The sequence below is a fragment of the Streptomyces sp. SD31 genome (assembly GCF_052068475.1).
GTDB lineage: Bacteria > Actinomycetota > Actinomycetes > Streptomycetales > Streptomycetaceae > Streptomyces.
The window spans coordinates 357,881-382,416 of record NZ_JBQHCX010000004.1 but is presented as its reverse complement, the minus strand read 5'-3'; the positions used below and the strand labels follow the sequence as shown (position 1 = coordinate 382,416).

The following is a 24,536-nucleotide window of genomic DNA, read 5'->3' as shown; positions in this document are numbered from 1 at the left end:
GCCGCGTGACCGGTGAAGAGGCGCTGCGGCCCCAGTCCCTCATGCTGACGTTCCTGGGCGACCAGGTGCTCGGGCGGGACGTCTGTGTGTACTCGGGCAGTGTCATCGATGTCTTCGCACGCGTGGGCGTCGGTGAGCAGGCGACCCGCTCCACGCTGACCCGGATGGTGAACCGGGGGCTGCTGCGCCGCCAGCGCGAGGGCCGCCGGATGTACTTCGGGCTGACCGAGCGTTCGGCGGCCGTCCTGCGCGACGGCGACCACCGCATCTGGCAGACCGGCGCCGTCAACCGGCACTGGGACGGCAGCTGGACCCTGCTCGGCTTCTCCCTCCCGGAGTCCTGGCAGCGCCAGCGCCACGACCTGCGCTCCCAGCTGACCTGGAGCGGCTTCGGGCCGCTGTTCAGCGGCCTGTGGATCGCGCCGGGCGAGGTCGACGTGACATCGCTGGTGGCCGAGCTGGGTCTGTCCGCCCATGTGAAGGTGTTCCGCGCGCACGCCGACGCCGGCATGGACATCGGCGCGATGATCGAGGAGACCTGGGAACTGGCCGAACTGGCGGCGCGCTACGAGTCGTTCGTACGGCGCTGGCAACCGTGGCAGACGCGCCTTCCGGAAGCCGACGACGCCCTCGTGCTGCGGCTGCGGCTCCAGGCGGAGTGGCTGCGTGTCATCCGCCAGGATCCGCGGCTGCCGGTGAAGCACCTGCCGGACGACTGGCCGGCAGACGAAGCCGAGAAGACGTTCCGGACGGTGCACGAGCGGCTCACTCCCCTCGCGCGGGACGCGTCGGCACGCCTCCTCGACCTCGTGCCCGTACGGGACGATCAGGCGTAGAACCGGGACACGCTCTGCAGCACCGCCGCCGGCTTCGCCCCGCCCTCGATCTCGATCGTGCCGTCGACGGTGATCTGCGCCCCGCCCGGCACCTCCTCGACCTCCGCCAGCCTGCCGACCAGCCGTATGCGCGAGCCGACCTTGACCGGCGAGGGGAAACGCACCTTGTTCAGGCCGTAGTTGACCTTCGTGGTGACGCCCTGGACGTCCAGCAGCTCGGTGAAGAGGGGGATGAAGAGGGAGAGGGTGAGATAGCCGTGGGCGATGGGGGCGCCGAACGGCCCCTCGGCCGCCTTCTGCGGGTCCACGTGGATCCACTGGTGGTCGCCGGTGGCGTCGGCGAACGTGTTGATGCGCTCCTGGGTGATCTCGATCCACTCGCTGGTGCCGAGGTCGCTGCCCGCCAGCTTCTTCAGTTCGTCGAGGCCGTTCACGGTGATGCTCATGGGGTTCCTTAACTGTTGCCGTACCGGGTACGGACGTGGGACTTGAGGAGTTTTCCCGAGGCGGTGCGCGGGAGTTCGTCCGCGAGCACCACCGATTTCGGGATCTTGTACTTGGCGAGCCGGCCGGAGAGGGAGGCGAGGATCTCGTCCGGGTCGGGCGTGGCGCCCTCGCGCGGCACGACGACCGCGCGCGGCACCTCGCCCCACTTGTCGTCCGGCACCCCGATCACCGCGCACTCGACGATGTCCGGGTGGGCGAGGAGCAGGTCCTCGATCTCGGCGGGGTAGATGTTCTCGCCGCCGCTGATGATCATGTCCTTGATGCGGTCGACGATGAAGACGTAGCCGTCCTCGTCGACGCGGGCCGCGTCCCCGCTGCGGAACCAGCCGTCGGCGAAGGAGGCGGCCGTCTCCTCGGGCAGGCCCCAGTAGCCGGGCATGACGTGCGGGCCGCGGACGACGACCTCGCCGGTCTCGCCGACCTGTACCGGCGCGAGGTCCGGGCCCACGACGCGTACGTCGCTGAAGAAGTGCGGTACGCCCGCCGAACCCGCCTTGCTCACCGCGTGCTCGGCGTCCAGGAACAGCGTCCCCGGGGCCGCCTCCGTCATGCCGTAGCCCTGGAGGAAGGTGAGCCCGCGCTCCTGGTACGCGGCGATCAGTGGTGTCGGGACCGGGGAGCCGCCGCAGGTGAGGATCCGCAGCGAGGACAGGTCCGCGTCCGGCCAGCGCGGGTGCCGGGCGACCTGCTCGAACATCGTCGGCACCCCGAACATGAAGGTGATGCGGTGCCGTTCGATCAGGTCGAAGGTGGCGTTCGGGTCGAAGGCCTCGACCAGGACGCAGGTGCCGCCCTTGAGGAGGACCGGCAGCGTCAGCATGTTCAGGCCCGCCGTGTGGAACAACGGGGCGGAGACCAGGGCGCGTTCGTCGGCGATCAGGTCGGTGTCGACGAGGACGTTGAGCGCGTTCCAGGTGATGTTGCCGTGGGTGAGCATCGCGCCCTTGGGGCGGCCCGTCGTCCCCGAGGTGTACATGATGATGCAGGTGTCGTCGGCGGTGACGGGCGTGTCGATGGGCTCGTCGGGCGCCGACGCCAGTGCCTCCTCGTATTCGGCGCCCACTTCGACGTAGGCACGGACGTCGGTGTGGCCGGGCAGTCCGGCGACGAGGCCGGCGTGGGAGGGGCCGTAGACGAGGGCCTTGGCGCCGGAGTCGGCCAGCTGGTAGGCGATCTCGGGGCCCGCGAGGCGGGTGTTGAGGGGGACGAAGACCGCGCCCAGCGTGCCGGCGGCGAACAGGCTCTCCAGGTAGGAGGGGTGGTTCGGGCCGAGGTAGGCGATGCGGTCGCCGCGGCGTACGCCTCTCTCGCGCAGTGCGTGGGCGAGGCGGGTCGTGCGGTCGTAGAGCGTGGCGTAGTCGGCGGACGTCTCGCCGTGGATCAGGGCGGTGCGGTGCGGGGTCTTGCGGGCCCGGCGTGCGGGCCACGACCCCAGTCCCTCGTTGCGCATGTCACGCCCCTTACGGTTTCGTCAGCCCGAGCAGGCGGGCGGCGTTCTCCTTGAGGATCTTCGGCTTGACCTCGTCCTTGATCGACAGCTTCTCGAAGTCGGCGAGCCAGCGATCCGGGGTGAGGACGGGGAAGTCGGAGCCGAAGAGCACCTTGTCCTTCAGCAGCGTGTTGGCGTACTGCACGAGCTGCGGCGGGAAGTACTTGGGCGACCAGCCGGACAGGTCGATGTGCACGCCGGGCTTGTGGGTGGCGACGGCGAGGGCCTCGTCCTGCCAGGGGAAGGACGGGTGCGCCAGGATGATCTTCAGGTGCGGGAAGTCGGCGGCGACGTCGTCCACGTGGAGGGGGTTGGAGTACTTCAGGCGGATGCCGCCCCCTCCCGGCACTCCGGCGCCGATGCCCGTCTGGCCCGTGTGGAAGAGGGCGATCGTGCCCGTCTCCTCGATCACCTCGTAGAGGTCGTAGGCCACCGAGCGGTCGTTGGGGAAGAAGCCCTGGATGCTGGGGTGGAACTTGAAGCCCTTCACCCCGTACTCCTCGACCAGGCGTCGGGCCTGCTTCACGCCCGCCTTCCCCCGGAAGGGGTCGATGGAGGCGAAGGGGATGAGGACGTCGGAGTTGGCAGCCGCGGCCTCGGCGACCTCCTCGTTGGGGACCGGCGGCGTGCCGGTCGCGGACTCGGCGTCGACCGTGAAGATCACGGCGGCCATCTTCCGCTCGCGGTAGTAGGCGGCGGTCTCCTCGATCGTCGGCTTGCGCTTGCCCTCGACCTTGAAGTAAGCGGAGGAGGCGTCGTGCAGGTCGTCGTCCAGGGAGGAGTGGCCCTTGGAGGACACCTCCGCGTGGGTGTGGACGTCGATCGCGACGAGGTCGTCGGGGTTCATCGAGAGGGACATCACGCCTCCGGGAACTTGGGCGCCGGGACGCCGACCGACTGAAGCTCGGCGCCGACCGAGGTGGACCAGACGTCGGCCAGGGCGTCGGGGGTCCAGCCGCCGTCGGCGTAGGCCGCCGCGATCTCCTGCGGATGCGACCAGAGTGCCACCTTGTCGCCGCCGATGCCGATGCACTGGCCGGTCACCGACCGGGCCGCCTCGGAGGCGAGGAAGGGCACGAGCGCCGCGCAGTCCTCGGGGGTGCCGAAGCCCTCGCCCTTGCGGAGGAAGTCCGGGAGCGGCTCGCCGTTCTTCATGGCCTCGATGTACGGGGCGAAGGCGGGGATGGTCTCGGTCATCGCGGTCGCGGCGACCGGCACGATCGCGTTGACGGTGATGCCCGCGCGGCCCAGCTCCATCGACCAGGTGCGGGTCATGGCGGCGATGCCGGCCTTGGCGGCGGCGTAGTTCGTCTGGCCGAAGTTGCCGCGCTGGCCGGCCGGGGAGCCGACCAGGATCAGGCTGCCGCCCTCGCCCTGCTCGCGCATGCGGACGGCGGCGGCGCGGGCGCAGGTGAAGGTGCCCTTGAGGTGGGTGGTGATCACCGCGTCGAAGTCGTCGTCGGTCATCTTCCACAGCACCCTGTCGCGCAGGATGCCCGCGTTGGTCACCAGGATGTCGAGCCGTCCGAACTCCTCGACGGCGCGGTTCACCAGCCGCTCCGCGGCCTCGGTCGTGCCGACGGGGACGACCTCGGCGACGGCGGTGCCGCCGGCCTCGGTGATGGACTTCACGGCCGCCTCTGCCACGGCCTCGTCGATGTCGTTGACGACCACGGAGGCGCCGTGGGCGGCCAGGGCGTGGGCGTAGGCGAGACCGAGGCCCCGGCCGCTGCCGGTGACGACGGCGGCCTTGCCGGTGAGATCGATGCTGGGCACGGGAGGGTCCCTTCGACGTGGGGTGCTTCGACGCGGCTGCTTCGACGCGGCGTGCGGCTACGCGATCGAAGTTAAGAGCAATAATTGTTGTCGTCAATAGTTGTTGGTGACCTTCGGGTGCATCATGCTGGAATCTGCACAGGAAACCCCCGCCACCCGGGGGCCGAGACCAGGGAGTCCGCCATCGCCCGCCAGCACGCCACGAACCCGGCACCCATCGACGCGAACGAACCGTGGATGCGCGGACTGCACGCGGACACGGGTTACCTGCTGTACCGCCTGGGCCTGCGCTCGGGTCAGTTGTTCAACACGTTCCTGCAGGAGTCGGGGCTGCGCCTGCGCCACTACGCGGTACTGCGCTTCCTCGTGACGTCCGACGGGGCGCTCCAGCGCGAGCTGAGCGCACGGCTCGGCTACGACCCGAGCGCGATCGTCGGCCTGGTCGACGACCTGGAGAAGCTGGGCTTCGCCGAGCGCCGCCCCTCCCCCGACGACCGCCGCAGCCGGATCGTCGTCCTCACCGCCGAGGGGCGCACCTTCCTGCGGGACACCGACGAGGCGGGGCTGCGGGTGACGAACGACCTCCTGGACCCGCTGGACCCGGCCGAACGGGAGACCCTGCACGGTCTGCTCCTGCGGATCGTGGAGGACCGGCCCAGCTGATGTCGGGCAATGTTGTGCAACTTATTGACGGCCGCACGATGAGTGCCTAACTTCACCGGGGCATCGGCACCTGCCCAGGGAGCTCAACGTGCAGCCATCCCCTCCGTCCGCCCGTCAACCGTCCCCCGACACCCGCCAGTTGCGCCGCGTCGCCCTGTCCGGACTGCTCGGCACCGCGGTCGAGTTCTACGACTTCCTCGTGTACGGCACGGTCGCCGCGCTCGTCTTCGGCGACCTGTTCTTCCCCCGGGCCGACCCCGCGGTCGGCACCATCGCGGCCTTCGGCACCTTCGCCGCGGGCTATGTGGCCCGCCCGCTGGGCGGCATCGTCTTCGGCCACTTCGGCGACCGGATCGGCCGTAAGTCGATGATGCTGCTGACCATGGTCCTGATGGGCTGCGGCAGCTTCCTCATCGGCCTGCTGCCCACCTACGACGCGATCGGCGTGTGGGCGCCCGTCCTCCTCGTGACCCTGCGTGTGGTGCAGGGCCTCGCGATCGGCGGCGAGTGGGGCGGCGCGACCCTCATGGTCGTCGAACACGCGGAACGCACCCAGGGCGCCCGGCGCGGCCTGTGGTCCAGCTTCACCCAACTCGGCGCCCCGCTCGGCTCGGTGCTGTCGGCCGGCGTGGTCACGCTGGTCTCCACCCTGCCGGACGACGAGTTCCGCGCCTGGGGCTGGCGAGTGCCGTTCCTGCTGAGCATCCTGCTGCTGGGCATCGGCCTGTTCGTGCGCCTCAAGGTCGCCGAGAGCCCGCTGTTCGCGCAGGCCAAGACACAGCCCAAGCCCGACCGGCCGCCGGTCGTGGAGGTGCTGCGGCGGCCGAAACCGGTGCTGCTCGCCGCCTGTGTCGGCATCGGCGCGTTCACCGCCCAGTCGCTGCTGACCGGATTCATGATCTCCTACGCGGTCGACCACGGATACACCCGTCCGCAGGTGCTCACCGCCGTGACCATCGCCTCCTGTGTGGCCCTGGTGGTCCTGCCCGCCGCGTCCGCGCTCTCCGACCGGGTCGGCCGGCGCCCGGTCGTCCTGGCCGGCGCCGTCGCCTCGGCCGCACTCGCCTTCCCCGTACTGGCGCTGGTGAACTCCGGCTCCCCCGGCCTGCTGATCCTCGCCCTCGCCCTCGGGCACGGCGTCGCCCAGTCCACGATGTACGGCCCGCTCGGCGCGCTGCTCAGCGAGATGTTCGGCACCCGGGTCCGCTACACCGGCGCCTCGCTCGGCTACCAGGCGGCCACCCTGCTCGGCGCCGGGTTCTCGCCCCTGATCGCCAGCAGCCTGCTCGCCTCGTCCGGCGGCAGCAGTACGCCCGTCTCCCTGCTGCTGTGCGGCGGCGCGGCGATCACCGCGCTCACCGTGTGGCGGCTGCGCGAGACGCACACCGACACGCTCGACGCCCCCGGCTCCCCCGCCGACGCCCCCACCCCGGAAGGGACGCTCCGTTGAAATTCCGCACCCGTATCGCCTTACTGACCGTGGCCGCCGTGTGCGCGGCCACCGCGACCGCGCTCCCCGCACAGGCGGCGACCGACACCCACCTGGAGGGCAAACTCCCTTCTGGCGCCGCGTACTTGATGGACGTGCCCGCCGACTGGAACGGCACCGTGCTCCTCTTCAGCCACGGCTACCGCCCCGTAGGCTCGCCCAGCCCCGGCGAGGACGCCCCCGACTCCACCACCCGCGACAAGCTCCTGGCCGAGGGATACGCACTCATCGGCTCCTCGTACGCCACGAACGGCTGGGCGGTGACGGATGCCGTGCCCGACCAGCTCGCCACCCTCGACCTGTTCACGCAGAAGTTCGGCACGGCCGGGCGGACGCTCGCCTGGGGCCGGTCGTACGGCGGCCTCGTCACGACGGCCCTCGCCGAGCGGCACCCCGACCGCTTCGACGGATCGCTGTCGATGTGCGGGCTGGTGCAGGGCGGGGTGGCCAACTGGAACAGCACCCTGGACCCGGTCTTCGCCCTGAAGACCCTCCTCGCGCCGGGCGCGGACATCCCGCTCACCGGGTTCGCCGACCAAGCGGCCGCGGTCGCCGCAGCGAACACGCTCGCCTCGAAGACCAGCGCGGCCCAGCAGACCCCCGAGGGCCGCGCCCGCATCGCCCTCGCCGCCGCGCTGCACAACATCCCGGGCTACAACGACGCCAGGCAGACCAAGCCGGGCCCGACCGACTGGCAGACCCAGCAGGCCAACCAGTACACGGCCGTCACCGGGCTCATCCAGAGGCCCGCGTTCAGCTGGCGGCAGGAGGCGGAGAGCCGGGCCGGTGGCAACATGTCCTGGAACACCGGGGTCGACTACACCGCGATGCTCGCCCGCTCCCCGCTGTACAAAGAGGTGACCGAGCTCTACAAGGAGGCGGGACTGTCCTTGCGTACCGACCTCACCGCCCTGAACCGTGCACCCCGGATCTCGGCCGACCCCGCGGCCGTAGGGTGGATGCGGCACACCAGCGTCTTCTCGGGCCGGCTCGCCGACCCCCAGCTCAACATCCACACGACCGGCGACGCCCTGATCCCCGTCCAGGCCGAGAGCGCCTACCGGCGGGCCGCCACCGCGGCGGGCTCCGGCGCCCTGCTCAGCCAGGCCTACGTCGACGCCCCCGGCCACTGCACCTTCACCCCGGGCGAGATGCTCGGCGCCCTGCACACCCTGGAGCACCGGCTGGACACGGGCCGCTGGGACGCCTCGCCGGAGAGCCTCAACTCCCGTGCCCAGCAGGCTGATTCGACGACCGAGGCGCGTTATGTGACCTACCGGCCCACCACCTACCCCCGCCCCTACGACCTGGCCCATCCGGGAGACGCCCGGCCATGACCACCCGCTCCGCGCCCGACCGGCTGCTGTCCGTCCTCGGGGCCTTCGACCTCGAGCACCCGGCGCTGTCGCTGACGGACATCAGCCGGCGGGCCGGGCTGAGCCTGACCACCGCGCACCGGCTCGTGGCCGCCCTCACCGAGTGGGGCGCCCTGGAGCGGGACGAGGCCGGGCTCTACCACGTCGGGCTGCGGCTGTGGGAGGTGGCGGCCCTCGCACCGCGTGGGCTCGCGCTGCGGCAGATCGCGCTGCCGTATCTGGAGGACCTGTACGAGGCGACGCACGAGAACGTGCAGCTGGCGGTCCGGGACGGGCCCGAGGTCGTCTACATCGAGTGGCTGTCGGGGCGGTCGGCGGTCGGCGTGCACATCCGGGTCGGAGCGCGCTGGCCGCTGCACGCCACCGGGGTGGGGCTGGCCCTGCTCGCGCACAGTGACCCCGGGTTCCAGGAGGAGTACTGCGCCGGGCCGCTCGCCTCCTTCACCCCGTACACCGTCACCGAGCCCGCCCGCCTGCGCCGCGTACTCGCCGACGTACGCCGCACGGGGGTGGCGGTGAGCAGCCGCCAGGTCACCGACGACGCGCTGTCGGTGGCCGCTCCGGTGCGTGGCCCGGGCGGGTCGGTGGTCGCCGCCGTGTCCGTCGTCGTGCCCCAGGTCGACGCACAGGTGCCGGTGCTGGTGCCGGCGGTGCGGCTCGCGGCACGGGGGATCTCGCGGGGGCTGGGGTGGCAGCCGGAGGGGGAGGCTTAGGCGCGCCCCCCTCACCCGCACCCCTCACCCCTCACCCCTGGAGGCGGACGGTCATCTCCACGGCCACCTCGTCCCCGGAGCCGAGGCCCTGCGGCTTGCGTACCGCGTTCTTGAGCGGCAGCAGATAGCCGCCGTCCCTGGGGAAGAGCGACGTCTCGAAGGCGACCTCGCCGACCCTGGCCTCGACCGGGATCACGCCCCAGCCGTACGTGGCCATCGCGGCCACCTCGCGGATGTCGGCGGACTCCTCCTCCGGGATCCGGACGAAGTAGTGGGGCGCCGGACCGCGCCATTCGATCACCGGGCCGGTGAAGGCGAGCTCCATACGGTCGGGACCCCTTCTCTGTGCCGAGTCGTCCTCCGAGTCGTCCTCAGAGGAATCTCAGCCTGCCGTGCCGGGATCCAAAGGATCAACCCAGGAAGAACCTGCACGATGCACATGGAGTCCTCGACGGTCGGGCTCGGCGACGAGTACGACATCTCCGACGTCCCGCACGCCCAGCGGCTGACGACGTCCGGCACGTTCGTCCACGGCAACTACGGATGGAATCTGACGTGGGCGGACTGGGAGGCGGGGAGTCGCTTTAGCACGTATACGCCCGTTCATGGCATGAACTTCCCCGCCCCCAAAGGACTTTCCTTGCTTTAACTCTTGACGGCCCCGGTTGCGGAGAGCACATTGGGCCCAATTTGAGAGCGCTCTCAGATGACGCACCCGACACCCGCGCCCATCACTCCGTACCGGGAGGCACCCCCCATGAGTGCAACCTCCGGCATACCCAGACGGCGACGCGCGCTCATCGCCGTACTCAGCACGCTCGGTCTGGCGGCCGCGGTCGCCACGGCCGCGACCCTGCCCGCGAACGCCTCCGCCCCCACGCCCCCGTCGGGCTGGACGCAGGTCTTCCTCGACGACTTCAACGGCACCGCCGGCACCGGCGTCAACACCTCCAACTGGCAGTACGCCACCGGCACTTCGTATCCGGGCGGCCCCGCCAACTGGGGCACCGGCGAGGTCGAGACGATGACGAACAGCACCAGCAACGTCGCGCTCGACGGCAACGGCAACCTCCGCATCACCCCGCTGCGCGACTCCGCGGGCCGCTGGACGTCGGGCCGCATCGAGACCAACCGCACCGACTTCCAGCCCCCGTCCGGCGGCAAGCTGCGCGTCGAGGGCCGCATCCAGATGCCGAACGTCACCGGCACCGCAGCCGAGGGCTACTGGCCGGCGTTCTGGATGCTGGGCGCGCCGTATCGCGGCAACTACCAGAACTGGCCGAGCGTCGGCGAGCTGGACATCATGGAGAACGTCCAGGGCCGCAACACCGTGTGGGCCACGATGCACTGCGGGACCAACCCGGGCGGCCCGTGCAACGAGACCACCGGCCTCGGCAACTCCACGGCATGTCCCGGCTCGACGTGCCAGTCGGCCTTCCACACCTACACCATGGAGTGGGACCGCTCGGTGAGCCCCGAGACGATCCGCTTCTACGTCGACGGCACCCAGTTCCACTCGGTCAACGCGAGCCAGGTGGACGCCACGACCTGGTCCAACGCCACCAACCACGGCTTCTTCATCATCCTGAACGTGGCGATGGGCGGCGCCTTCCCGGACGCCTTCGGCGGCGGCCTGGACGGCGATACGCGGTCCGGCGTGCCGATGGTCGTCGACTACGTCCAGGTGCTGTCAGCCAATGGGAGCGGTACCACACCCCCGCCGACGGGCAACCGTGACGCCTACAGCGCCATCCAGGCCGAGTCGTACGACGGCCAGAGTGGCGCGAACACCGAGTCCACGTCGGATTCGGGCGGCGGACAGAACATCGGCTCCCTCGCGAACGGCGACTGGGCGCTGTACAGGGGCGTCAACTTCGGCTCCTCGGCGGCCAACCAGTTCGTGGGCCGAGTGGCGAGCGGTGCGGCGGGCGGCGTCAGCGGACTCGTCGAGGTGCGCCTGGACAGCCGTGGCAACGCACCCGTGGGCAGCTTCGCGGTGGCCAACACCGGTGGATGGCAGTCGTGGCGGACCGTCCCGGCGAACATCAGCGGGGTGACCGGCACGCACGACGTGTACCTCACCTTCACCAGCGGTCAGCCGTCGGACTTCGTGAACGTGAACTGGTTCAACTTCGCCCGCTGACAGGCGTGTTGACGGTGCCCCGCGAGTGCTCGACCGCCCTCGCGGGGCATCGGCGCACCCGGCTTTGCCGGCACCGCCCTAACGCAACTCCGCCCGAAACGCCGCCGGCGTCATCTCCGTGTGCTGGTGGAAGAACTTCGAGAAGTTGGCTGCGTCGGGAAAGCCGACCGCCGCACCCACACGCCCGATCGGCAGATCCGTGTGGGCCAGGAGCCGCTTGGCCTCCAGGATCACACGTCGGTCGATGAAGCCCTTGGGCGTCTGCCCCGTGGCGGCGCGGACCGCGCGGACGAGGGTCCGGCGGGAGTAGCCGAGCTGGTCGGCGTAGGCGCTGACGCTGTGGTTGGTGGCGAAGCCCTTCTCCACCGCGTCCCGGAAGAGGGTGAAGGTCGTGTCGGCCTGCTCGCGCACCGCTTGCGCCGAGCTCGTGGCGAGGTGGGCCAGGCGCAGCAGGAACGCCGTCAGCGAGTGGCGCAGCACCGCGGTGTGCAGGCTCAGGGGGAGGGTCGTCGTGTCCTCGTACTCGCGTTGGAGTTGGGCGAGGGACGAGCGCAGAGCGGTGAGCCGGCCTTCGTCGGGGTGGAGCAGGGGCGGGAGGTCGTAGCGGTAGAGGCCGGTGGCCTCCACCGTGGCGCGCGGCAGGAAGCCCGGCTGCATGGCGAGGACGATCCCCCGGTACTCGCTCGTCCGTGAGAAACGATGGACCTGTCCGGGGCGGATCCACAGCAGATCGCCCGCGCCCGCCTCGTACTCCGTGAAGTCGATCATGTGGCGCACGGGCCCGCGGCTGAAGAGCATCACGACATGGAAGTCGATGCGGTGCACGCGCTCCAGCGGCGCCTCGTCGGCGTGCCAGGTGTGGTCGGTGCCGCCCATGGGGCCGATCTGTATGCCGACGCCGCCGACGCTCAGCTCGACGGGGAAGGGGAACGTTCTGATCCCTCCGTCGCCGCCTTCGCCCCTTGTGTCCACCATGTCCGTCTCGTGCCGCCTCAGTTGCGCGCCGCCCATCTCAGCCGTGCGCTGCGCCGGCGGCGGTGTCCCACTTTCACCACAGCCTGACACACGCCGACCTTCCCTCATAAAAGTCAGACTTTTACTTTTGAACGCGTTGGACCAGCCACTTCGCTCCGATCGAGGACTTTTTGAAGATGAGCACGCAGACACCGGACAGCTTCGAATGGACCGAACTCGACCGGCGTGCCGTCGACACGGCCCGCCTTCTGGCAGCCGATGCCGTACAGAAGGTCGGGAACGGCCACCCGGGCACCGCGATGAGCCTGGCCCCGGCCGCGTACACGATCTTTCAGAAGGTGATGCGGCACGATCCGGCCGATCCCGAGTGGACCGGGCGTGACCGTTTCGTCCTCTCCCCCGGCCACACCTCGCTGACCCTCTACACCCAGCTGTTCCTCGCCGGGTACGAGCTGGAGCTCGATGACCTGAAGTCCTTCCGGACGCACGGTTCGAAGACGCCGGGTCACCCCGAGTACGGGCACACGGCAGGGGTCGAGACGACGACCGGCCCGCTGGGGCAGGGCGTCGCCAACGCCGTCGGCATGGCGATGGCCGCCCGTTACGAGCGCGGCCTGTTCGACCCCGAGGCGCCGCAGGGCGAGTCGCCGTTCGACCACACCATCTGGGCGATCGTGTCCGACGGCGACCTCCAGGAGGGCGTCTCCGCCGAGGCCTCCTCCCTCGCCGGCCACCAGAAGCTCGGCAACCTGGTCTTCCTCTACGACGACAACCACATCTCCATCGAGGGCGACACCGCGACCGCGTTCTCCGAGGACGTGCTGAAGCGCTACGAGGCGTACGGCTGGCATGTCCAGCGGATCGAGCCCGCCGACAACGGTGACATCGACGTCCACGCGCTGTACGCGGCGCTCAAGGCGGCGCAGGACGAGACCGAGCGCCCCTCGATCATCGCGATGCGCACGATCATCGCCTGGCCGGCCCCCAACGCCCAGAACACGGAGGCCTCCCACGGCTCCGCGCTCGGCGCCGACGAGATCGCCGCCACCAAGCGCGTCCTCGGTTTCGACCCCGAGCAGTCCTTCGAGGTCGCCGACGAGGTCCTCGCCCACACCCGCCGCGCCCTCGACCGGGGTGCCGAGGCGCACGCGGCCTGGGACAAGCGGATCGACAAGTGGCGCGGCGCCGACGCGGAGCGCGCCCGGCTGTTCGACCGGATCGTCGCCGGACAGCTGCCCGAGGGCTGGGAGGACGCCCTGCCCGTCTTCGAGGAGGGCAAGTCGGTCGCGACCCGCGCCGCGTCGGGCAAGGTGCTCCAGGCGCTCGGCGCCGTCGTCCCCGAGCTGTGGGGCGGCTCGGCGGACCTGGCCGGGTCCAACAACACCACCATCGACAAGGCGAGTTCGTTCCTGCCCAAGGGCAACCCGCTGCCGGAGGCGGACCCTTACGGCCGGACCATCCACTTCGGCATCCGCGAGTTCTCGATGGCCGCGGAGATGAACGGCATCGCCCTGCACGGCAACACCCGTGTCTACGGCGGCACGTTCCTGGTGTTCTCCGACTACATGCGCAACGCGGTCCGCATGTCCGCGCTGATGCAGCTGCCGGTCACATACGTCTGGACCCACGACTCCATCGGCCTCGGCGAGGACGGCCCGACCCACCAGCCGGTCGAGCACCTGGCCTCGCTGCGCGCCATCCCGGGCCTGAACATCGTCCGCCCCGCCGACGCCAACGAGACCGCGGTCGCCTGGGCCGAGATCCTCAGGCGGCACTCCACCGACCCGGCACCGCACGGCCTCGCGCTCACCCGGCAGGGTGTACCGACGCTCCCGGTCAACTCCGATGCGGCGAAGGGCGGTTACGTCCTCCATGAGTCCTCCGGCGAGACGCCCGAGGTGATCCTCATCGCCACCGGTTCCGAGGTCCAGCTCGCCGTCGCCGCGCGGGAGCGGTTGGAGGCCGACGGGATCGGTACCCGGGTGGTGTCGATGCCGTCCGTGGAGTGGTTCGAGGAGCAGCCGCGCGAGTACCGCGAGAGTGTCCTGCCCCCGGCCGTGAAGGCGCGGGTCGCCGTCGAGGCCGGCATCGGTCTGACCTGGTACCGGTTCGTCGGAGACGCCGGACGCATCGTCTCCCTGGAGCACTTCGGTGCCTCCGCCGACGCCAAGACCCTGTTCGCCGAGTACGGCTTCACCCCCGAGAACGTCGCCGTGGCCGCAAGGGAATCCCTTGCCGCCGCCCGCGGTTGATCCGAGCGCCAGAAGGAAGATGATCACTGTGACCACCGAAGCAACCGCGACCGCGGGAATCCTCGAGCGCCTTGCCGACGAAGGCGTCTCGATCTGGCTGGACGACCTGTCCCGCAAGCGGATCGAATCCGGCAACCTCGCCGAGCTGATCGCGCACAAGAACGTCGTCGGCGTCACCACCAACCCGTCCATCTTCCAGGCCGCCATCGGCTCCGGCGAGGGCTACGAGGAGCAGCTCGCCGACCTCGCGGTGCGGGGCGTCACGGTCGACGAGGCCGTGCGCATGATGACGACGGCCGACGTCCGCGCCGCCGCCGACATCCTGCGGCCCGTGTACGACGCCACCGAGGGCCGGGACGGCCGGGTCTCCATCGAGGTCGACCCGCGGCTCGCCCACCACACGGCCGCCACGATCGCCGAGGCCAGGCAGCTGGCCTGGCTGGTGGACCGCCCCAACGTGATGATCAAGATCCCGGCGACCAAGGCCGGCCTGCCCGCCATCACCGAGGTCATCGCCCAGGGGATCAGCGTCAACGTCACGTTGATCTTCTCCCTGGAGCGCTACCGCGAGGTCATGGACGCCTACCTGGCCGGTCTGGAGAAGGCCGCCGCGAAGGGCCTGGACCTCTCCGCCATCCACTCCGTCGCCTCCTTCTTCGTCTCCCGCGTCGACAGCGAGATCGACAAGCGGCTGACGGCGATCGGCACGGACGAGGCTCTCGCGCTCAAGGGCCGGGCGGCGCTCGCCAACGCCCGTCTCGCCTACGAGGCCTACGAAGAGGTCTTCGCCGGCGACCGCTGGACCCCCCTCGCCGGCGCCAAGGCCAACAAGCAGCGCCCGCTGTGGGCCTCGACCGGTGTGAAGGACCCGGCGTACAAGTCCACCCTGTACGTCGACGAGCTGGTCGCCCCCGGCACCGTCAACACGATGCCCGAGGCCACCCTGAACGCCACCGCCGACCACGGCGAGATCACCGGCGACACGGTGACCGGCGGCTACGCGCAGGCCCGCGCCGACCTCGCCGCCGTAGCGGCGCTCGGGATCTCGTACGACGAGGTCGTCACCCTCTTGGAGGATGAGGGCGTCGCCAAGTTCGAGGTGGCGTGGCAGGACCTGTTGGACGCCGTGAAGAAGTCGCTCGGCAGCAAGGGAGCTGACGCAGAATGACCGCCGACACCTCCGGCACCTTCGACACCGACTGGGACAACCCCCTGCGCGACCCGCGCGACCGCCGTCTGCCCCGGATCGCGGGCCCGTCCGGCCTCGTCATCTTCGGCGTCACCGGCGACCTGTCCCGCAAGAAGCTGATGCCGGCCGTGTACGACCTCGCCAACCGCGGGATGCTGCCGCCGGGCTTCTCCCTCGTCGGGTTCGCCCGCCGGGACTGGGAGGACCAGGACTTCGCGCAGGTCGTGCACGACTCGGTGCGCGAACACGCCCGCACCGAGTTCCGAGAGGAAGTCTGGCAGCAGCTCGCCGAGGGCATGCGGTTCATCCCGGGTGACTTCGACGACGACGAGGCGTTCAAGCAGCTGCGCCAGACGGTCGACGAGCTGGACGCGGCGCGCGGGACGAGCGGCAACTACGCCTTCTACCTCTCCGTACCGCCGAAGTTCTTCCCCAAGGTCGTGCGACAGCTGAAGAAGCACGGCCTGGCGGACGCCCCCGAGGGGTCCTGGCGGCGGGCGGTCATCGAGAAGCCGTTCGGCCGCGACCTCGCGAGCGCCCGTGAGCTGAACGCGATCGTGCACGACGTGTTCGACCCGGAGCAGGTCTTCCGGATCGACCACTACCTGGGCAAGGAGACCGTCCAGAACATCCTGGCGCTGCGGTTCGCCAACCAGATGTTCGAGCCGATCTGGAACCGCTCGTACGTCGACCATGTGCAGATCACGATGGCCGAAGACATCGGCATCGGCGGCCGGGCGGGCTACTACGACGGCATCGGCTCGGCCCGTGACGTCATCCAGAACCACCTGCTCCAGTTGATGGCGCTGACCGCGATGGAGGAGCCGGCCGCCTTCGACGCCGGGTCGCTGCTCACCGAGAAGCTGAAGGTGCTCAAGGCGGTGAAGCTGCCGGAGGACCTGGGCAAGCACACCGTGCGCGGGCAGTACGCGGCGAGCTGGCAGGGCGGCGAGCAGGTCGTCGGGTACCTCCAGGAGGACGGTATCGACGCGCGGTCGAAGACCGACACGTACGCCGCGATCAAGCTGAACGTCGACAACCGCCGCTGGGCGGGCGTGCCGTTCTATCTGCGCACCGGCAAGCGGCTCGGGCGGCGGGTCACCGAGATCGCGGTGGTCTTCCAGCGGGCGCCGCACTCCCCCTTCGACTCCACGGCCACCGAGGAGCTCGGCCAGAACGCCATCGTCATCCGCGTCCAGCCGGACGAGGGCGTGACCGTGCGGTTCGGCTCCAAGGTGCCGGGAACGTCGATGGAGATCCGGGACGTGACGATGGACTTCGCCTACGGCGAGTCGTTCACGGAGTCCAGCCCGGAGGCGTACGAGCGGCTCATCCTGGATGTCCTCCTCGGGGACGCCAATCTGTTCCCCCGTCACCAGGAAGTGGAAGAGTCCTGGAAGATCCTCGACCCGATCGAGGAGTACTGGGACACCCACGGCAAGCCGGCGCAGTACGCGTCCGGCAGCTGGGGACCCGAGGAAGCCGACGAGATGCTCGCACGAGACGGACGGAGCTGGCGCAGGCCATGAAGATCGACCTGACCGACACCACGGCAAGCAAGATCAACAAGGCGCTGGTGCAGGGCCGCCGCGCGATCGGCACCCCGGCCGTGGGCATGGTCCTGACGATGGTGATCGTCACGGACGAGGAGAACGCGTACGACTCGATCAAGGCGGCCGAGGAAGCGTCGCACGAGCACCCCGCGCGCACCCTGGTCGTCATCAAGCGGCACGCACGCACCCCGCGCGACCGCACCCGCTCGCACCTGGACGCCGAGGTCCGGGTGGGCGCCGACGCCGGCACCGGCGAGACGGTGATCCTGCGGATGTACGGCGAGGTGTCCGAGCACGCCGACTCGGTGGTGCTGCCGCTGCTGCTGCCGGACGCGCCGGTCGTGGTGTGGTGGCCGGTGGAGGCGCCGGACAACCCGGCGAAGGACCCGCTGGGTGCGCTGGCCCAGCGCCGGATCACCGATCTGTACACCACCGAGACCCCGCTGGCGGACCTGGAGCTGCGCGCCCGCTCCTACGCGCCCGGCGACACCGACCTCGCCTGGACCCGGCTCACCCCGTGGCGCTCGATGCTCGCCGCGGCCCTGGACCAGGCCCGGGTGCCGATCGTCTCGGCGGCCGTGGAGGCCGAGGCCGACAACCCGGCCGCCGAGCTGCTGGCCCGCTGGCTGGAGGCCCGCCTGCACGTCACCGCCGAGCGGGTCGTCACCGCCGGACCGGTCGTCACGGGCGTGCGCCTGGGCACCGAGAACGGCGAGATCGTCATCGACCGTCCCGAGGGCCCGCTGGCCACGCTGACCCTGCCGGACCAGCCGTCACGCACCCTCGCGCTGAAGGTCCGCACCACCTCCGAACTCATCGCCGAGGAGCTCAGGCGCCTCGACGCGGACGAGATGTACGCCGTCGCCCTGCGGGGCGAGGCCACCAAGGAGACCCCCGACCATGTCTGACCCGCTGTCCGACTCCCCCCGGCTCACCCGGCGCCCCGAGTGGGTGGCCCTGGAGGACCACCGCGCGGACGTGCTGCAACGCCCGCGGCTGCGTGAGCTGTTCGCGGCCGATCCCTCCCGCGCCGAGCGGTACGTCGTGCGCGTCGGCGATCTGCGCATCGACTACTCCAAGCACCTGATCAACGACGAGACGCTCGCCCTGCTGCAGGAACTGGCCACCGCCACCGATGTGTTCGGGCTGCGGGACGCGATGTTCCGCGGCGAGAAGATCAACGTCACCGAGGGCCGGGCGGTGCTGCACACCGCCCTGCGCGCCGCGGCCGACGCGGTGATCGAGGTCGACGGCGAGAACGTCGTGCCCGAGGTGCACGCGGTGCTCGACAAGATGAGCGCGTTCGCGGACCGCGTCCGCTCCGGCGAGTGGACCGGCCACACGGGCCGCCGTATCCGCAACGTCGTCAACATCGGCATCGGCGGCTCCGACCTCGGTCCGGCCATGGCGTACGAGGCCCTTCGCCCGTTCACGGCACGGGAGTTGACGTTCCGGTTCGTCTCCAACGTCGACGGCGCCGACCTCCACGAGGCGGTCCGGAACCTGGATCCGGCGGAGACGCTGTTCATCGTCGCGTCCAAGACGTTCACCACGATCGAGACGATCACCAACGCCACCTCCGCCCGTTCCTGGCTGCTGGCCGGGCTCGGCGGCGAGGACAAGGCGGTGGCCAAGCACTTCGTGGCCCTGTCGACCAACGCCGAGAAGGTGGCGGACTTCGGTATCGACCCGGACAACATGTTCGAGTTCTGGGACTGGGTCGGCGGGCGGTATTCGTACGACTCGGCCATCGGACTCTCGCTGATGATCGCCATCGGCCCGGACCGCTTCCGCGAGATGCTCGACGGCTTCCGCATCGTCGACGAGCACTTCAAGAGCGCGCCCGCCGAGGCCAACGCCCCGTTGATCATGGGCCTGTTGGGCATCTGGTACGGCAATTTCTTCGGCGCCGAGTCGCATGCGGTGCTGCCGTACTCGCACTACCTGTCGAAGTTCACGGCGTATCTCCAGCAGCTGGACATGGAGTCCAACGGCAAGTCGGTCGACCGTGACGGCCACACCGTCGGGTGGCAGACCGGTCCGGTGGTGTGGGGCACGCCCGGCACCAACGGGCAGCACGCCTACTACCAGCTGATCCACCAGGGCACCCGGCTCATCCCGGCCGACCTGATCGGCTTCGCCCGGCCGGTCGCCGAGCTGAGTGACGAACTCAAGGCGCAGCACGACCTGTTGATGGCGAACCTGTTCGCCCAGGGACAGGCGCTCGCCTTCGGCAAGACCGCGGACGAGGTGCGCGCGGAGGGCGTGCCCGAGGAGCAGGTGCCGCACCGCACCTTCCTCGGCAACCACCCCACCACCACGATCCTCGCCCCCGAGCTGACCCCGTCGGTCCTCGGCCAGCTGGTCGCCCTCTACGAGCACAAGGTGTTCGTCCAGGGCGCCGTGTGGAACATCGACTCCTTCGACCAGTGGGGCGTGGAGCTGGGCAAGGTCCTCGCCAAGCGGGTCGAGCCCGCGCTGACCGAAGGCGCCGACGTGCCCGGTCTCGATGCCTCCACCGCCGCCCTGGTGGCCGCCTACCGTGAACTCAAGGAAGTGAATCTGACATGACAGCCATGGAGTTGGGCCTCATCGGTCTCGGCAAGATGGGCGGCAACATGCGCGAGCGGATCCGCCGCGCCGGCCACACCGTCATCGGCTACGACCGCAACCCCGAGGTCTCCGACGTCGAGAGCCTCGAAGAGCTGGTCGGGCAGCTCGACGCGCCGCGTACGGTGTGGGTGATGGTCCCGGCCGGCACCGCCACCCAGACCGTCATCGACGAGCTCAAGGACCTGCTCTCCCCCGGCGACACGGTGGTCGACGGCGGCAACTCCCGCTGGACGGACGACGAGAGGCACGCCGCCGAACTCGGCGTCAAAGGCATCGGCTTCGTCGACGCGGGCGTCTCCGGCGGCGTGTGGGGCCTGCAGAACGGCTACGCGCTGATGGTCGGGGGCGACAAGGAGCACGTGGAGCGCCTGAAGCCGATCTTCGAGGCGCTCAAGCCGGAGGGCCCGTACGGCTACGTCCACGCCGGCCGCGTCGGCGCGGGGCACTTCTCGAAGATGGTCCACAACGGTATCGAGTACGCCATGATGCAGGCCTACGCCGAGGGCTGGGAGCTGCTGGAGAAGGTCGACTCGGTGGACAACGTCCGCGAGGTGTTCCGCTCCTGGCAGGAGGGCACCGTCATCCGCTCCTGGCTGTTGGACCTCGCCGTGAACGCCCTCGACGAGGACGAGCACCTGGGCAAGCTGCGCGGCTACGCGGAGGACTCCGGTGAGGGCCGGTGGACCGTCGAGGCGGCCATCGACAACGCCGTACCGCTGCCCGCGATCACGGCCTCCCTCTTCGCCCGGTTCGCGTCCCGTCAGGACGACTCCCCGCAGATGAAGATGATCGCTGCGCTGCGCAACCAGTTCGGCGGGCACGCCGTCGAGTCGAAGGAGTAGCGCGCCGTGGGGGATCTCCTGCTGGTCCGCCACGGTGAGACGGAGTGGAGCAGATCGGGACAGCACACCAGCTGGACCGACCTGCCCCTCACTCAGGCCGGCGAGGAACAGGCCAAGTCCCTGGCCCCGCTCCTCACCGGCCGGACCTTCTCGCTGGCGCTCACCAGCCCGCTGAGCCGCGCCGTCCGCACCGCCGAACTGGCGGGCGTGACCGGGGCCGTACCGGAACCGGACCTGCGCGAGTGGGACTACGGCGGCTACGAGGGCGTCACCACGGCGGAGATACACCGCTCCCGGCCCGACTGGTACCTGTGGACCGACGGAGTGCCGCCCGGACCGGACGGTCACCCCGGTGAGTCACCGGCCGAGGTGGGGGCGCGGGCGGACCGGGTGCTCGCCCGCGTGGACGTGGCGCTGCTCGACGGCGACGTCGTCCTCGTGGCCCACGGCCACTTCCTGCGCGTCGTGACGGCCCGCCGGCTGGGGCTGCCCCCGGCGGACGGGCGATTGTTCCAGCTGGCGACGGGCACGGTGAGCCGCCTTTCGACGGAGCACGGCCGACCCGTGATCGCGGAGTGGAACACCAGGCCGTAGGCCGACGAAGGGCCCGGGCCGCAACACGGCGCCGAACTCGCTCAAGGCCCCTGGTCGAGCGAGGGAGTTGCCCAGCGGCCCGGGCCGTCGTCGTCGAATGGGATTGCCCATGGCCGAGTTGAACGGGCCTGCTGGTGAACCCGCCTTGAGTTGACAGGTTCGGCGGCCGGCGTCAGAGTCCCCGCTGATGGAGATCAACGATCTGACGCCGGCCGAACTGCGGGTGTGGCAGGCCTTTCCCAGGGGCGAGGCCGTGGACTTCCGCGCGGCGCAGGACGAGAGCACGGCCGAGGGCGCCGACTGGGGGGCCCAACGGACCGTCCGCGCCACGGTGTTGAGGGCTCTGCTGCTGGACGGGCCCGTGGAGAGCGGGGAGGTGGCCGCCCTCAAGGTGGCGGGCGCGCGCATCACCGGCGTTCTGGACCTGCGGTACGCGGTGGTCGACAGCGTCGTACGCCTGAGTCACTGCCGCTTCGACGACGTCCCGGACTTCTCCGGCGCCCAGCTGAAGTACCTCAACCTGACGGGGTCCCAGTTGCCCGGCCTGGCGTCCGCGCGGGTTCGGATCGACGGCGGGCTGCGGCTGACGAGCTGCCGGTTCGCAGGGCCGGTCCGGCTCGGCGGCGCGCAGGTCGCCGGGGCGCTGTATCTGGAGGGTGCGGAGGTCACCGCGCCGGACGGAAACGAGCGTCCGGTCCTCCAGCTCCACCAGGTGACCGTCGGAGAGGACCTGTGCGCGTCCCGGCTGCGCACGCGCGGCGAGATCCGGCTCAACGGCGCCACGGTCAGCGGCTCGCTCCGGCTGGAGAACGCCGAGCTCAGTCATCCCGGCGGGTTCGTCCTCAACGCCGAGGCCCTCGACGTGGGCGCCAACGTCCTCGGCAGACGTCTGAGCGCACACGGCCGGATCGACCTGCGCGGCGCCCGCATACCCGGTCGGCTCGACCTGCTGTACAGCCGGTTGTCCAACCCCGGCGGCACCGCGCTGCGGGCGAGCAGCTGTGTCATCGGCGAGGTGTGGCTGCGCAAGGGGCCGCCGGTCGAGGGCATGCTCAACCTGCGCCGCTCGCAGATAGAACACCTCAACCTGGAGCCGGAGATGCTCCCGGACCAGGTCCGCCTGCTCGACCTCACCTACGTCTCCCTGACCCCGCACGTGCCGCCCGATCGTCGGCTGCCCATGCTGGAGCGGGACGAGGACACGTTCGACCCGCACGGATACGAGCAGTTGACGGCCGCCTACCGCCGCACCGGCGACGACCACGCCGCCCGCCTCGTCCAGCTCGCCAAGCAGCGCCACCACCGCACGACCCTGCCCTGGTACGGCCGGCTGTGGGGCCACGTCCAGGACGCCACCGTCGGCTACGGTTTCCGGCCGATGCGCGCCCTGGGCTGGCTGCTGTCCCTGCTCGCCGTCGGCTCGGTCGCCTTCGCGCTGCACACACCCCCAGCGCTGAAGGCCGACGAGGCTCCGCAGTTCAACCCGGTGTTCTACACCCTCGACCTGCTGCTGCCGGTGATCTCCTTCGGGCAGGAACCGGCGTTCGCCCCGCAGGGCGGGCAGCAGTGGCTGTCGTACGTCCTCGTCCTCACCGGCTGGATCCTCGCCACGACGGTCATCGCCGGCGTGACGCGGACCGTCAACCGCCAGTAGGCCGGTTCACCGGCTGGGCCCGAGAACGTGCTGGGCGGCAAGCCGCACCGGCGCGTTCTGGGCGCCGTAGCCCCGGTAGCCGTCGCGCTGCACGAGCTCGAAGAAGACGCGGCCGACCGTCACCGTGTAGCAGTGCCGGAACTCGCCGTACGGGTCACGGTCGTAGAGGATGCCCAGCTCGCGATACGTCTCCAGCTCGCCGTCCGCGAACTCGTACCGCGCTCCCAGGTCGTCGTAGTAGTTGGCGGGGATCGGCAGCAGACGTCCGCCCGCCGCCCGGTAGCGCCGCGCCGCGGCGATCACGTCGCCCGTGGCCAGCGCGATGTGCTGGGCGTGCACCGTGTCGTCGGTCGGTGCCGCGCCGACGCTCAGGGCGATACGGACGCTGCCGTCGGGGTTGGTGACGGCGCGGCTGCGCATCAGGCCGTACGGGTCGGCGACGTCGACGCTCTCCTGGGCGTGCAGGCCGAGGACGCTGCGGTGGAAGAGGGTCGCCTCGTCGAAGTGGTGCCAGGGCTGGGTGAGGGCGAGGTGGTCGATGCGGTGCACGCCCGGCGCCGCTGTCTCGTGCTCGACGTCCGTGAAGTCGGCGCGCCAGTTGGGCAGTTCGGGACGGCCCGTGGCGCAGAAGAAGAGTTCCGTGCCGTCGGGAGCCGCGACCGCGTCCAGCGGGGCGTCCTCCGGGGCGCGGCGGCGGGGCAGGACGGGGGCGAGGAGGGCCTCGGCGCGGCGGGCCGCTCCGGCCGGGTCCGGTGACTCCAGGCCGATGGCGGCGAGTCCGGTGCCGTCGCGGCGGGCGGAGCCGGCGGTGTTCACCAGGACTCGGGCCTCGCCCTGCTCCCACAGGTCGACCGGTTTGCTGCGGTGCCGTGCGGTGCGGGCGAAGCCCAGGGCGCCGAGTACGGCCGAGACCGGTTCGGCGTCGGGGGTGACCAGTTCGGCGAAGGCGACGCCGGTGGGGACTACGGGGGCGGGCGGGGCGGCCCGGCCGACCGTCTCCTGGAGGACCAGCAGGGAGCGGTGGGCGTCCACGGCCGTCGGGCCGGCCTCGGCCTGGCGGAAGACGTCGTTGAAGACTTCGAGGGAGAGGGGGCCGTCGTATCCCGTGCTCAGAACGTGGCGTACCAGTCCGGCGACGTCGAAGCCGCCCTGCCCGGGGAAGCAGCGGTAGTGGCGGCTCCACTGCAGGACGTCCATCGCGAGCAGCGGGGCGTCCGCCAGCTGGAGGAAGAAGATCTTCTCGCCGGGGATGTCCGCGATGCCCTTGGGATCGGAACCGCGGGAGAGGATGTGGAAGCTGTCCAGGCAGGTGCCGAGCGCCGGGTGGCCGGCGGCCTCGACGATGCGCCAGGCGTGGTCGTACGTGCTGACGTGCCGTCCCCAGGCGAGCGCCTCGTAGGCGACGCGGATGCCGGATTCCCGGGCCAGGTCGGCGAGTCGGGACAGGTGCCCGGCGGCGAGCGCGTCGTCGTCCACGGCCAGAGGATGGACGCTGGAGCAGACGAGGACGGTGTCGGCGCCGAGCCGCCGCATCAGCTCGAACTTGTGCCGGGCGCGGCGCAGATTGCGGGCGAACTCGTCGGCGGGCACCGCCTCGATGTCCCGCATCGGCTGGTAGAGGTCGATGGTGAGCCCGAGGTCGGCACAGCGGGCGCGGATGTCCTCGGGGGTGAGAGGGCTCGCGAGCAGATCGTTCTCAAAGATCTCGACGCCGTCGAAACCGGCCCGGGAGGCGGCGGTGAGCTTCTCGGTCAGGGATCCGCTCAGGGAGACAGTGGCGATGGACGTACGCATGGATGTGCTCCTTCAAGCTGCCGTACTTGCAGCGGCCCCGTAAGGGGCGCGGGGCGTTATCGATATGCGGCTCCGCCG

General features: G+C 70.6%; 22 protein-coding genes. 15 read left to right on the top strand and 7 right to left on the bottom strand.

What is annotated here, in order from left to right; translation table 11 throughout:
• Nucleotides 1-5: 5 nt before the first annotated feature.
• On the top strand, nt 6-836 hold the full coding sequence (locus ACTMVF_RS11560) for a PaaX family transcriptional regulator (protein ID WP_441270852.1): 831 nt from the start codon (nt 6-8) through the stop codon (nt 834-836).
• Here ACTMVF_RS11560 and ACTMVF_RS11555 read toward each other — a convergent pair.
• Genes ACTMVF_RS11555 through ACTMVF_RS11540 form a run of 4 tightly spaced genes read right to left on the bottom strand, consistent with a single transcriptional unit; the run spans nt 827 to nt 4,608 of the window.
• Entirely contained in the window at nt 827-1,282 is a 456-nt protein-coding gene (locus ACTMVF_RS11555; protein ID WP_301995406.1) for a MaoC family dehydratase, read from the bottom strand. The genes ACTMVF_RS11560 and ACTMVF_RS11555 overlap by 10 nt on opposite strands.
• An 8-nt stretch (nt 1,283-1,290) precedes the next feature.
• Nucleotides 1,291-2,793 carry an o-succinylbenzoate--CoA ligase gene (menE, locus tag ACTMVF_RS11550; protein WP_441270851.1) on the bottom strand — a complete coding sequence of 501 codons (1,503 nt, stop codon included), beginning with the start codon at nt 2,791-2,793 and terminating at the stop codon, nt 1,291-1,293.
• A gap of 10 nt (nt 2,794-2,803) precedes the next feature.
• The gene (locus tag ACTMVF_RS11545) at nt 2,804-3,679 is read right to left on the bottom strand and encodes an amidohydrolase family protein (protein WP_441270958.1); all 876 of its coding nucleotides are present in this window, start codon (nt 3,677-3,679) and stop codon (nt 2,804-2,806) included.
• 11 nt (nt 3,680-3,690) lie between these two features.
• A complete protein-coding gene (locus ACTMVF_RS11540) occupies nt 3,691-4,608 on the bottom strand; it encodes an SDR family NAD(P)-dependent oxidoreductase (protein ID WP_441270850.1) in 918 nt (305 codons plus the stop codon).
• A 237-nt stretch (nt 4,609-4,845) separates the two neighbouring features.
• Here ACTMVF_RS11540 and ACTMVF_RS11535 point away from each other — a divergent pair, with 237 nt between their 5' ends.
• The 4 genes from ACTMVF_RS11535 to ACTMVF_RS11520 all read left to right on the top strand — a co-directional run bounded on the left by ACTMVF_RS11535 (nt 4,846) and on the right by ACTMVF_RS11520 (nt 8,849).
• Nucleotides 4,846-5,271, top strand: coding sequence for a MarR family winged helix-turn-helix transcriptional regulator (locus ACTMVF_RS11535; RefSeq protein WP_441270849.1), 426 nt, complete (start codon nt 4,846-4,848; stop codon nt 5,269-5,271).
• Between the two features lie 88 nt (nt 5,272-5,359).
• On the top strand, nt 5,360-6,721 hold the full coding sequence (locus ACTMVF_RS11530) for an MFS transporter (RefSeq protein WP_441270848.1): 1,362 nt from the start codon (nt 5,360-5,362) through the stop codon (nt 6,719-6,721).
• Nucleotides 6,718-8,097, top strand: a complete 1,380-nt coding sequence (locus ACTMVF_RS11525; protein ID WP_441270847.1) for an alpha/beta hydrolase family protein — start codon at nt 6,718-6,720, stop codon at nt 8,095-8,097. Before ACTMVF_RS11530 ends, ACTMVF_RS11525 begins: the two co-directional genes overlap by 4 nt.
• Nucleotides 8,094-8,849 carry an IclR family transcriptional regulator gene (locus ACTMVF_RS11520; protein WP_441270846.1) on the top strand — a complete coding sequence of 252 codons (756 nt, stop codon included), beginning with the start codon at nt 8,094-8,096 and terminating at the stop codon, nt 8,847-8,849. Before ACTMVF_RS11525 ends, ACTMVF_RS11520 begins: the two co-directional genes overlap by 4 nt.
• Nucleotides 8,850-8,880: 31 nt before the next feature.
• Here the strand turns inward: ACTMVF_RS11520 and ACTMVF_RS11515 are convergent, their stop codons facing one another.
• Nucleotides 8,881-9,174 (bottom strand): DUF1905 domain-containing protein, encoded by a 294-nt coding sequence (locus ACTMVF_RS11515; protein WP_441270845.1) that lies wholly within the window; start codon nt 9,172-9,174, stop codon nt 8,881-8,883.
• 108 nt (nt 9,175-9,282) lie between these two features.
• Here ACTMVF_RS11515 and ACTMVF_RS11510 point away from each other — a divergent pair, with 108 nt between their 5' ends.
• Both ACTMVF_RS11510 and ACTMVF_RS11505 read left to right on the top strand, forming a co-directional pair.
• The gene (locus ACTMVF_RS11510; protein ID WP_441270966.1) at nt 9,283-9,498 is read left to right on the top strand and encodes a hypothetical protein; all 216 of its coding nucleotides are present in this window, start codon (nt 9,283-9,285) and stop codon (nt 9,496-9,498) included.
• Between the two features lie 108 nt (nt 9,499-9,606).
• Nucleotides 9,607-10,992: a glycoside hydrolase family 16 protein gene (locus ACTMVF_RS11505; RefSeq protein ID WP_441270844.1), complete on the top strand. Its 1,386-nt coding sequence runs from the start codon at nt 9,607-9,609 to the stop codon at nt 10,990-10,992.
• 78 nt (nt 10,993-11,070) lie between these two features.
• Here ACTMVF_RS11505 and ACTMVF_RS11500 read toward each other — a convergent pair whose 3' ends face one another.
• Nucleotides 11,071-11,967, bottom strand: a complete 897-nt coding sequence (locus ACTMVF_RS11500) for a helix-turn-helix domain-containing protein (RefSeq protein ID WP_441270843.1) — start codon at nt 11,965-11,967, stop codon at nt 11,071-11,073.
• Nucleotides 11,968-12,143: 176 nt separating this feature from the next.
• Here ACTMVF_RS11500 and tkt point away from each other — a divergent pair, with 176 nt between their 5' ends.
• The 8 genes from tkt (at nt 12,144) to ACTMVF_RS11460 (ending at nt 22,664) form a co-directional block, all read left to right on the top strand.
• Entirely contained in the window at nt 12,144-14,219 is a 2,076-nt protein-coding gene (gene tkt / locus ACTMVF_RS11495) for a transketolase (protein ID WP_441270842.1), read from the top strand.
• A gap of 19 nt (nt 14,220-14,238) precedes the next feature.
• Nucleotides 14,239-15,387 carry a transaldolase gene (gene tal / locus ACTMVF_RS11490; RefSeq protein WP_441270841.1) on the top strand — a complete coding sequence of 383 codons (1,149 nt, stop codon included), beginning with the start codon at nt 14,239-14,241 and terminating at the stop codon, nt 15,385-15,387.
• Complete coding sequence (gene zwf, locus ACTMVF_RS11485) at nt 15,384-16,937, top strand: glucose-6-phosphate dehydrogenase (RefSeq protein WP_441270840.1); 1,554 nt, start codon at nt 15,384-15,386, stop codon at nt 16,935-16,937. The genes tal and zwf overlap by 4 nt, the downstream gene beginning before the upstream one ends.
• Nucleotides 16,934-17,869: a glucose-6-phosphate dehydrogenase assembly protein OpcA gene (opcA, locus tag ACTMVF_RS11480; RefSeq protein ID WP_301995421.1), complete on the top strand. Its 936-nt coding sequence runs from the start codon at nt 16,934-16,936 to the stop codon at nt 17,867-17,869. Before zwf ends, opcA begins: the two co-directional genes overlap by 4 nt.
• Nucleotides 17,870-17,873: 4 nt before the next feature.
• Nucleotides 17,874-19,532, top strand: a complete 1,659-nt coding sequence (gene pgi, locus ACTMVF_RS11475; RefSeq protein WP_441270957.1) for a glucose-6-phosphate isomerase — start codon at nt 17,874-17,876, stop codon at nt 19,530-19,532.
• A 5-nt stretch (nt 19,533-19,537) separates the two neighbouring features.
• Entirely contained in the window at nt 19,538-20,416 is an 879-nt protein-coding gene (gene gnd, locus ACTMVF_RS11470) for a phosphogluconate dehydrogenase (NAD(+)-dependent, decarboxylating) (protein ID WP_441270956.1), read from the top strand.
• Nucleotides 20,417-20,422: 6 nt separating this feature from the next.
• A complete protein-coding gene (locus ACTMVF_RS11465) occupies nt 20,423-21,010 on the top strand; it encodes a histidine phosphatase family protein (protein WP_441270839.1) in 588 nt (195 codons plus the stop codon).
• Nucleotides 21,011-21,197: 187 nt separating this feature from the next.
• The gene (locus ACTMVF_RS11460; RefSeq protein WP_441270838.1) at nt 21,198-22,664 is read left to right on the top strand and encodes a membrane-associated oxidoreductase; all 1,467 of its coding nucleotides are present in this window, start codon (nt 21,198-21,200) and stop codon (nt 22,662-22,664) included.
• Nucleotides 22,665-22,670: 6 nt separating this feature from the next.
• Here the strand turns inward: ACTMVF_RS11460 and ACTMVF_RS11455 are convergent, their stop codons facing one another.
• Complete coding sequence (locus ACTMVF_RS11455) at nt 22,671-24,458, bottom strand: bifunctional sugar phosphate isomerase/epimerase/4-hydroxyphenylpyruvate dioxygenase family protein (protein ID WP_441270837.1); 1,788 nt, start codon at nt 24,456-24,458, stop codon at nt 22,671-22,673.
• Nucleotides 24,459-24,536: the final 78 nt, after the last annotated feature.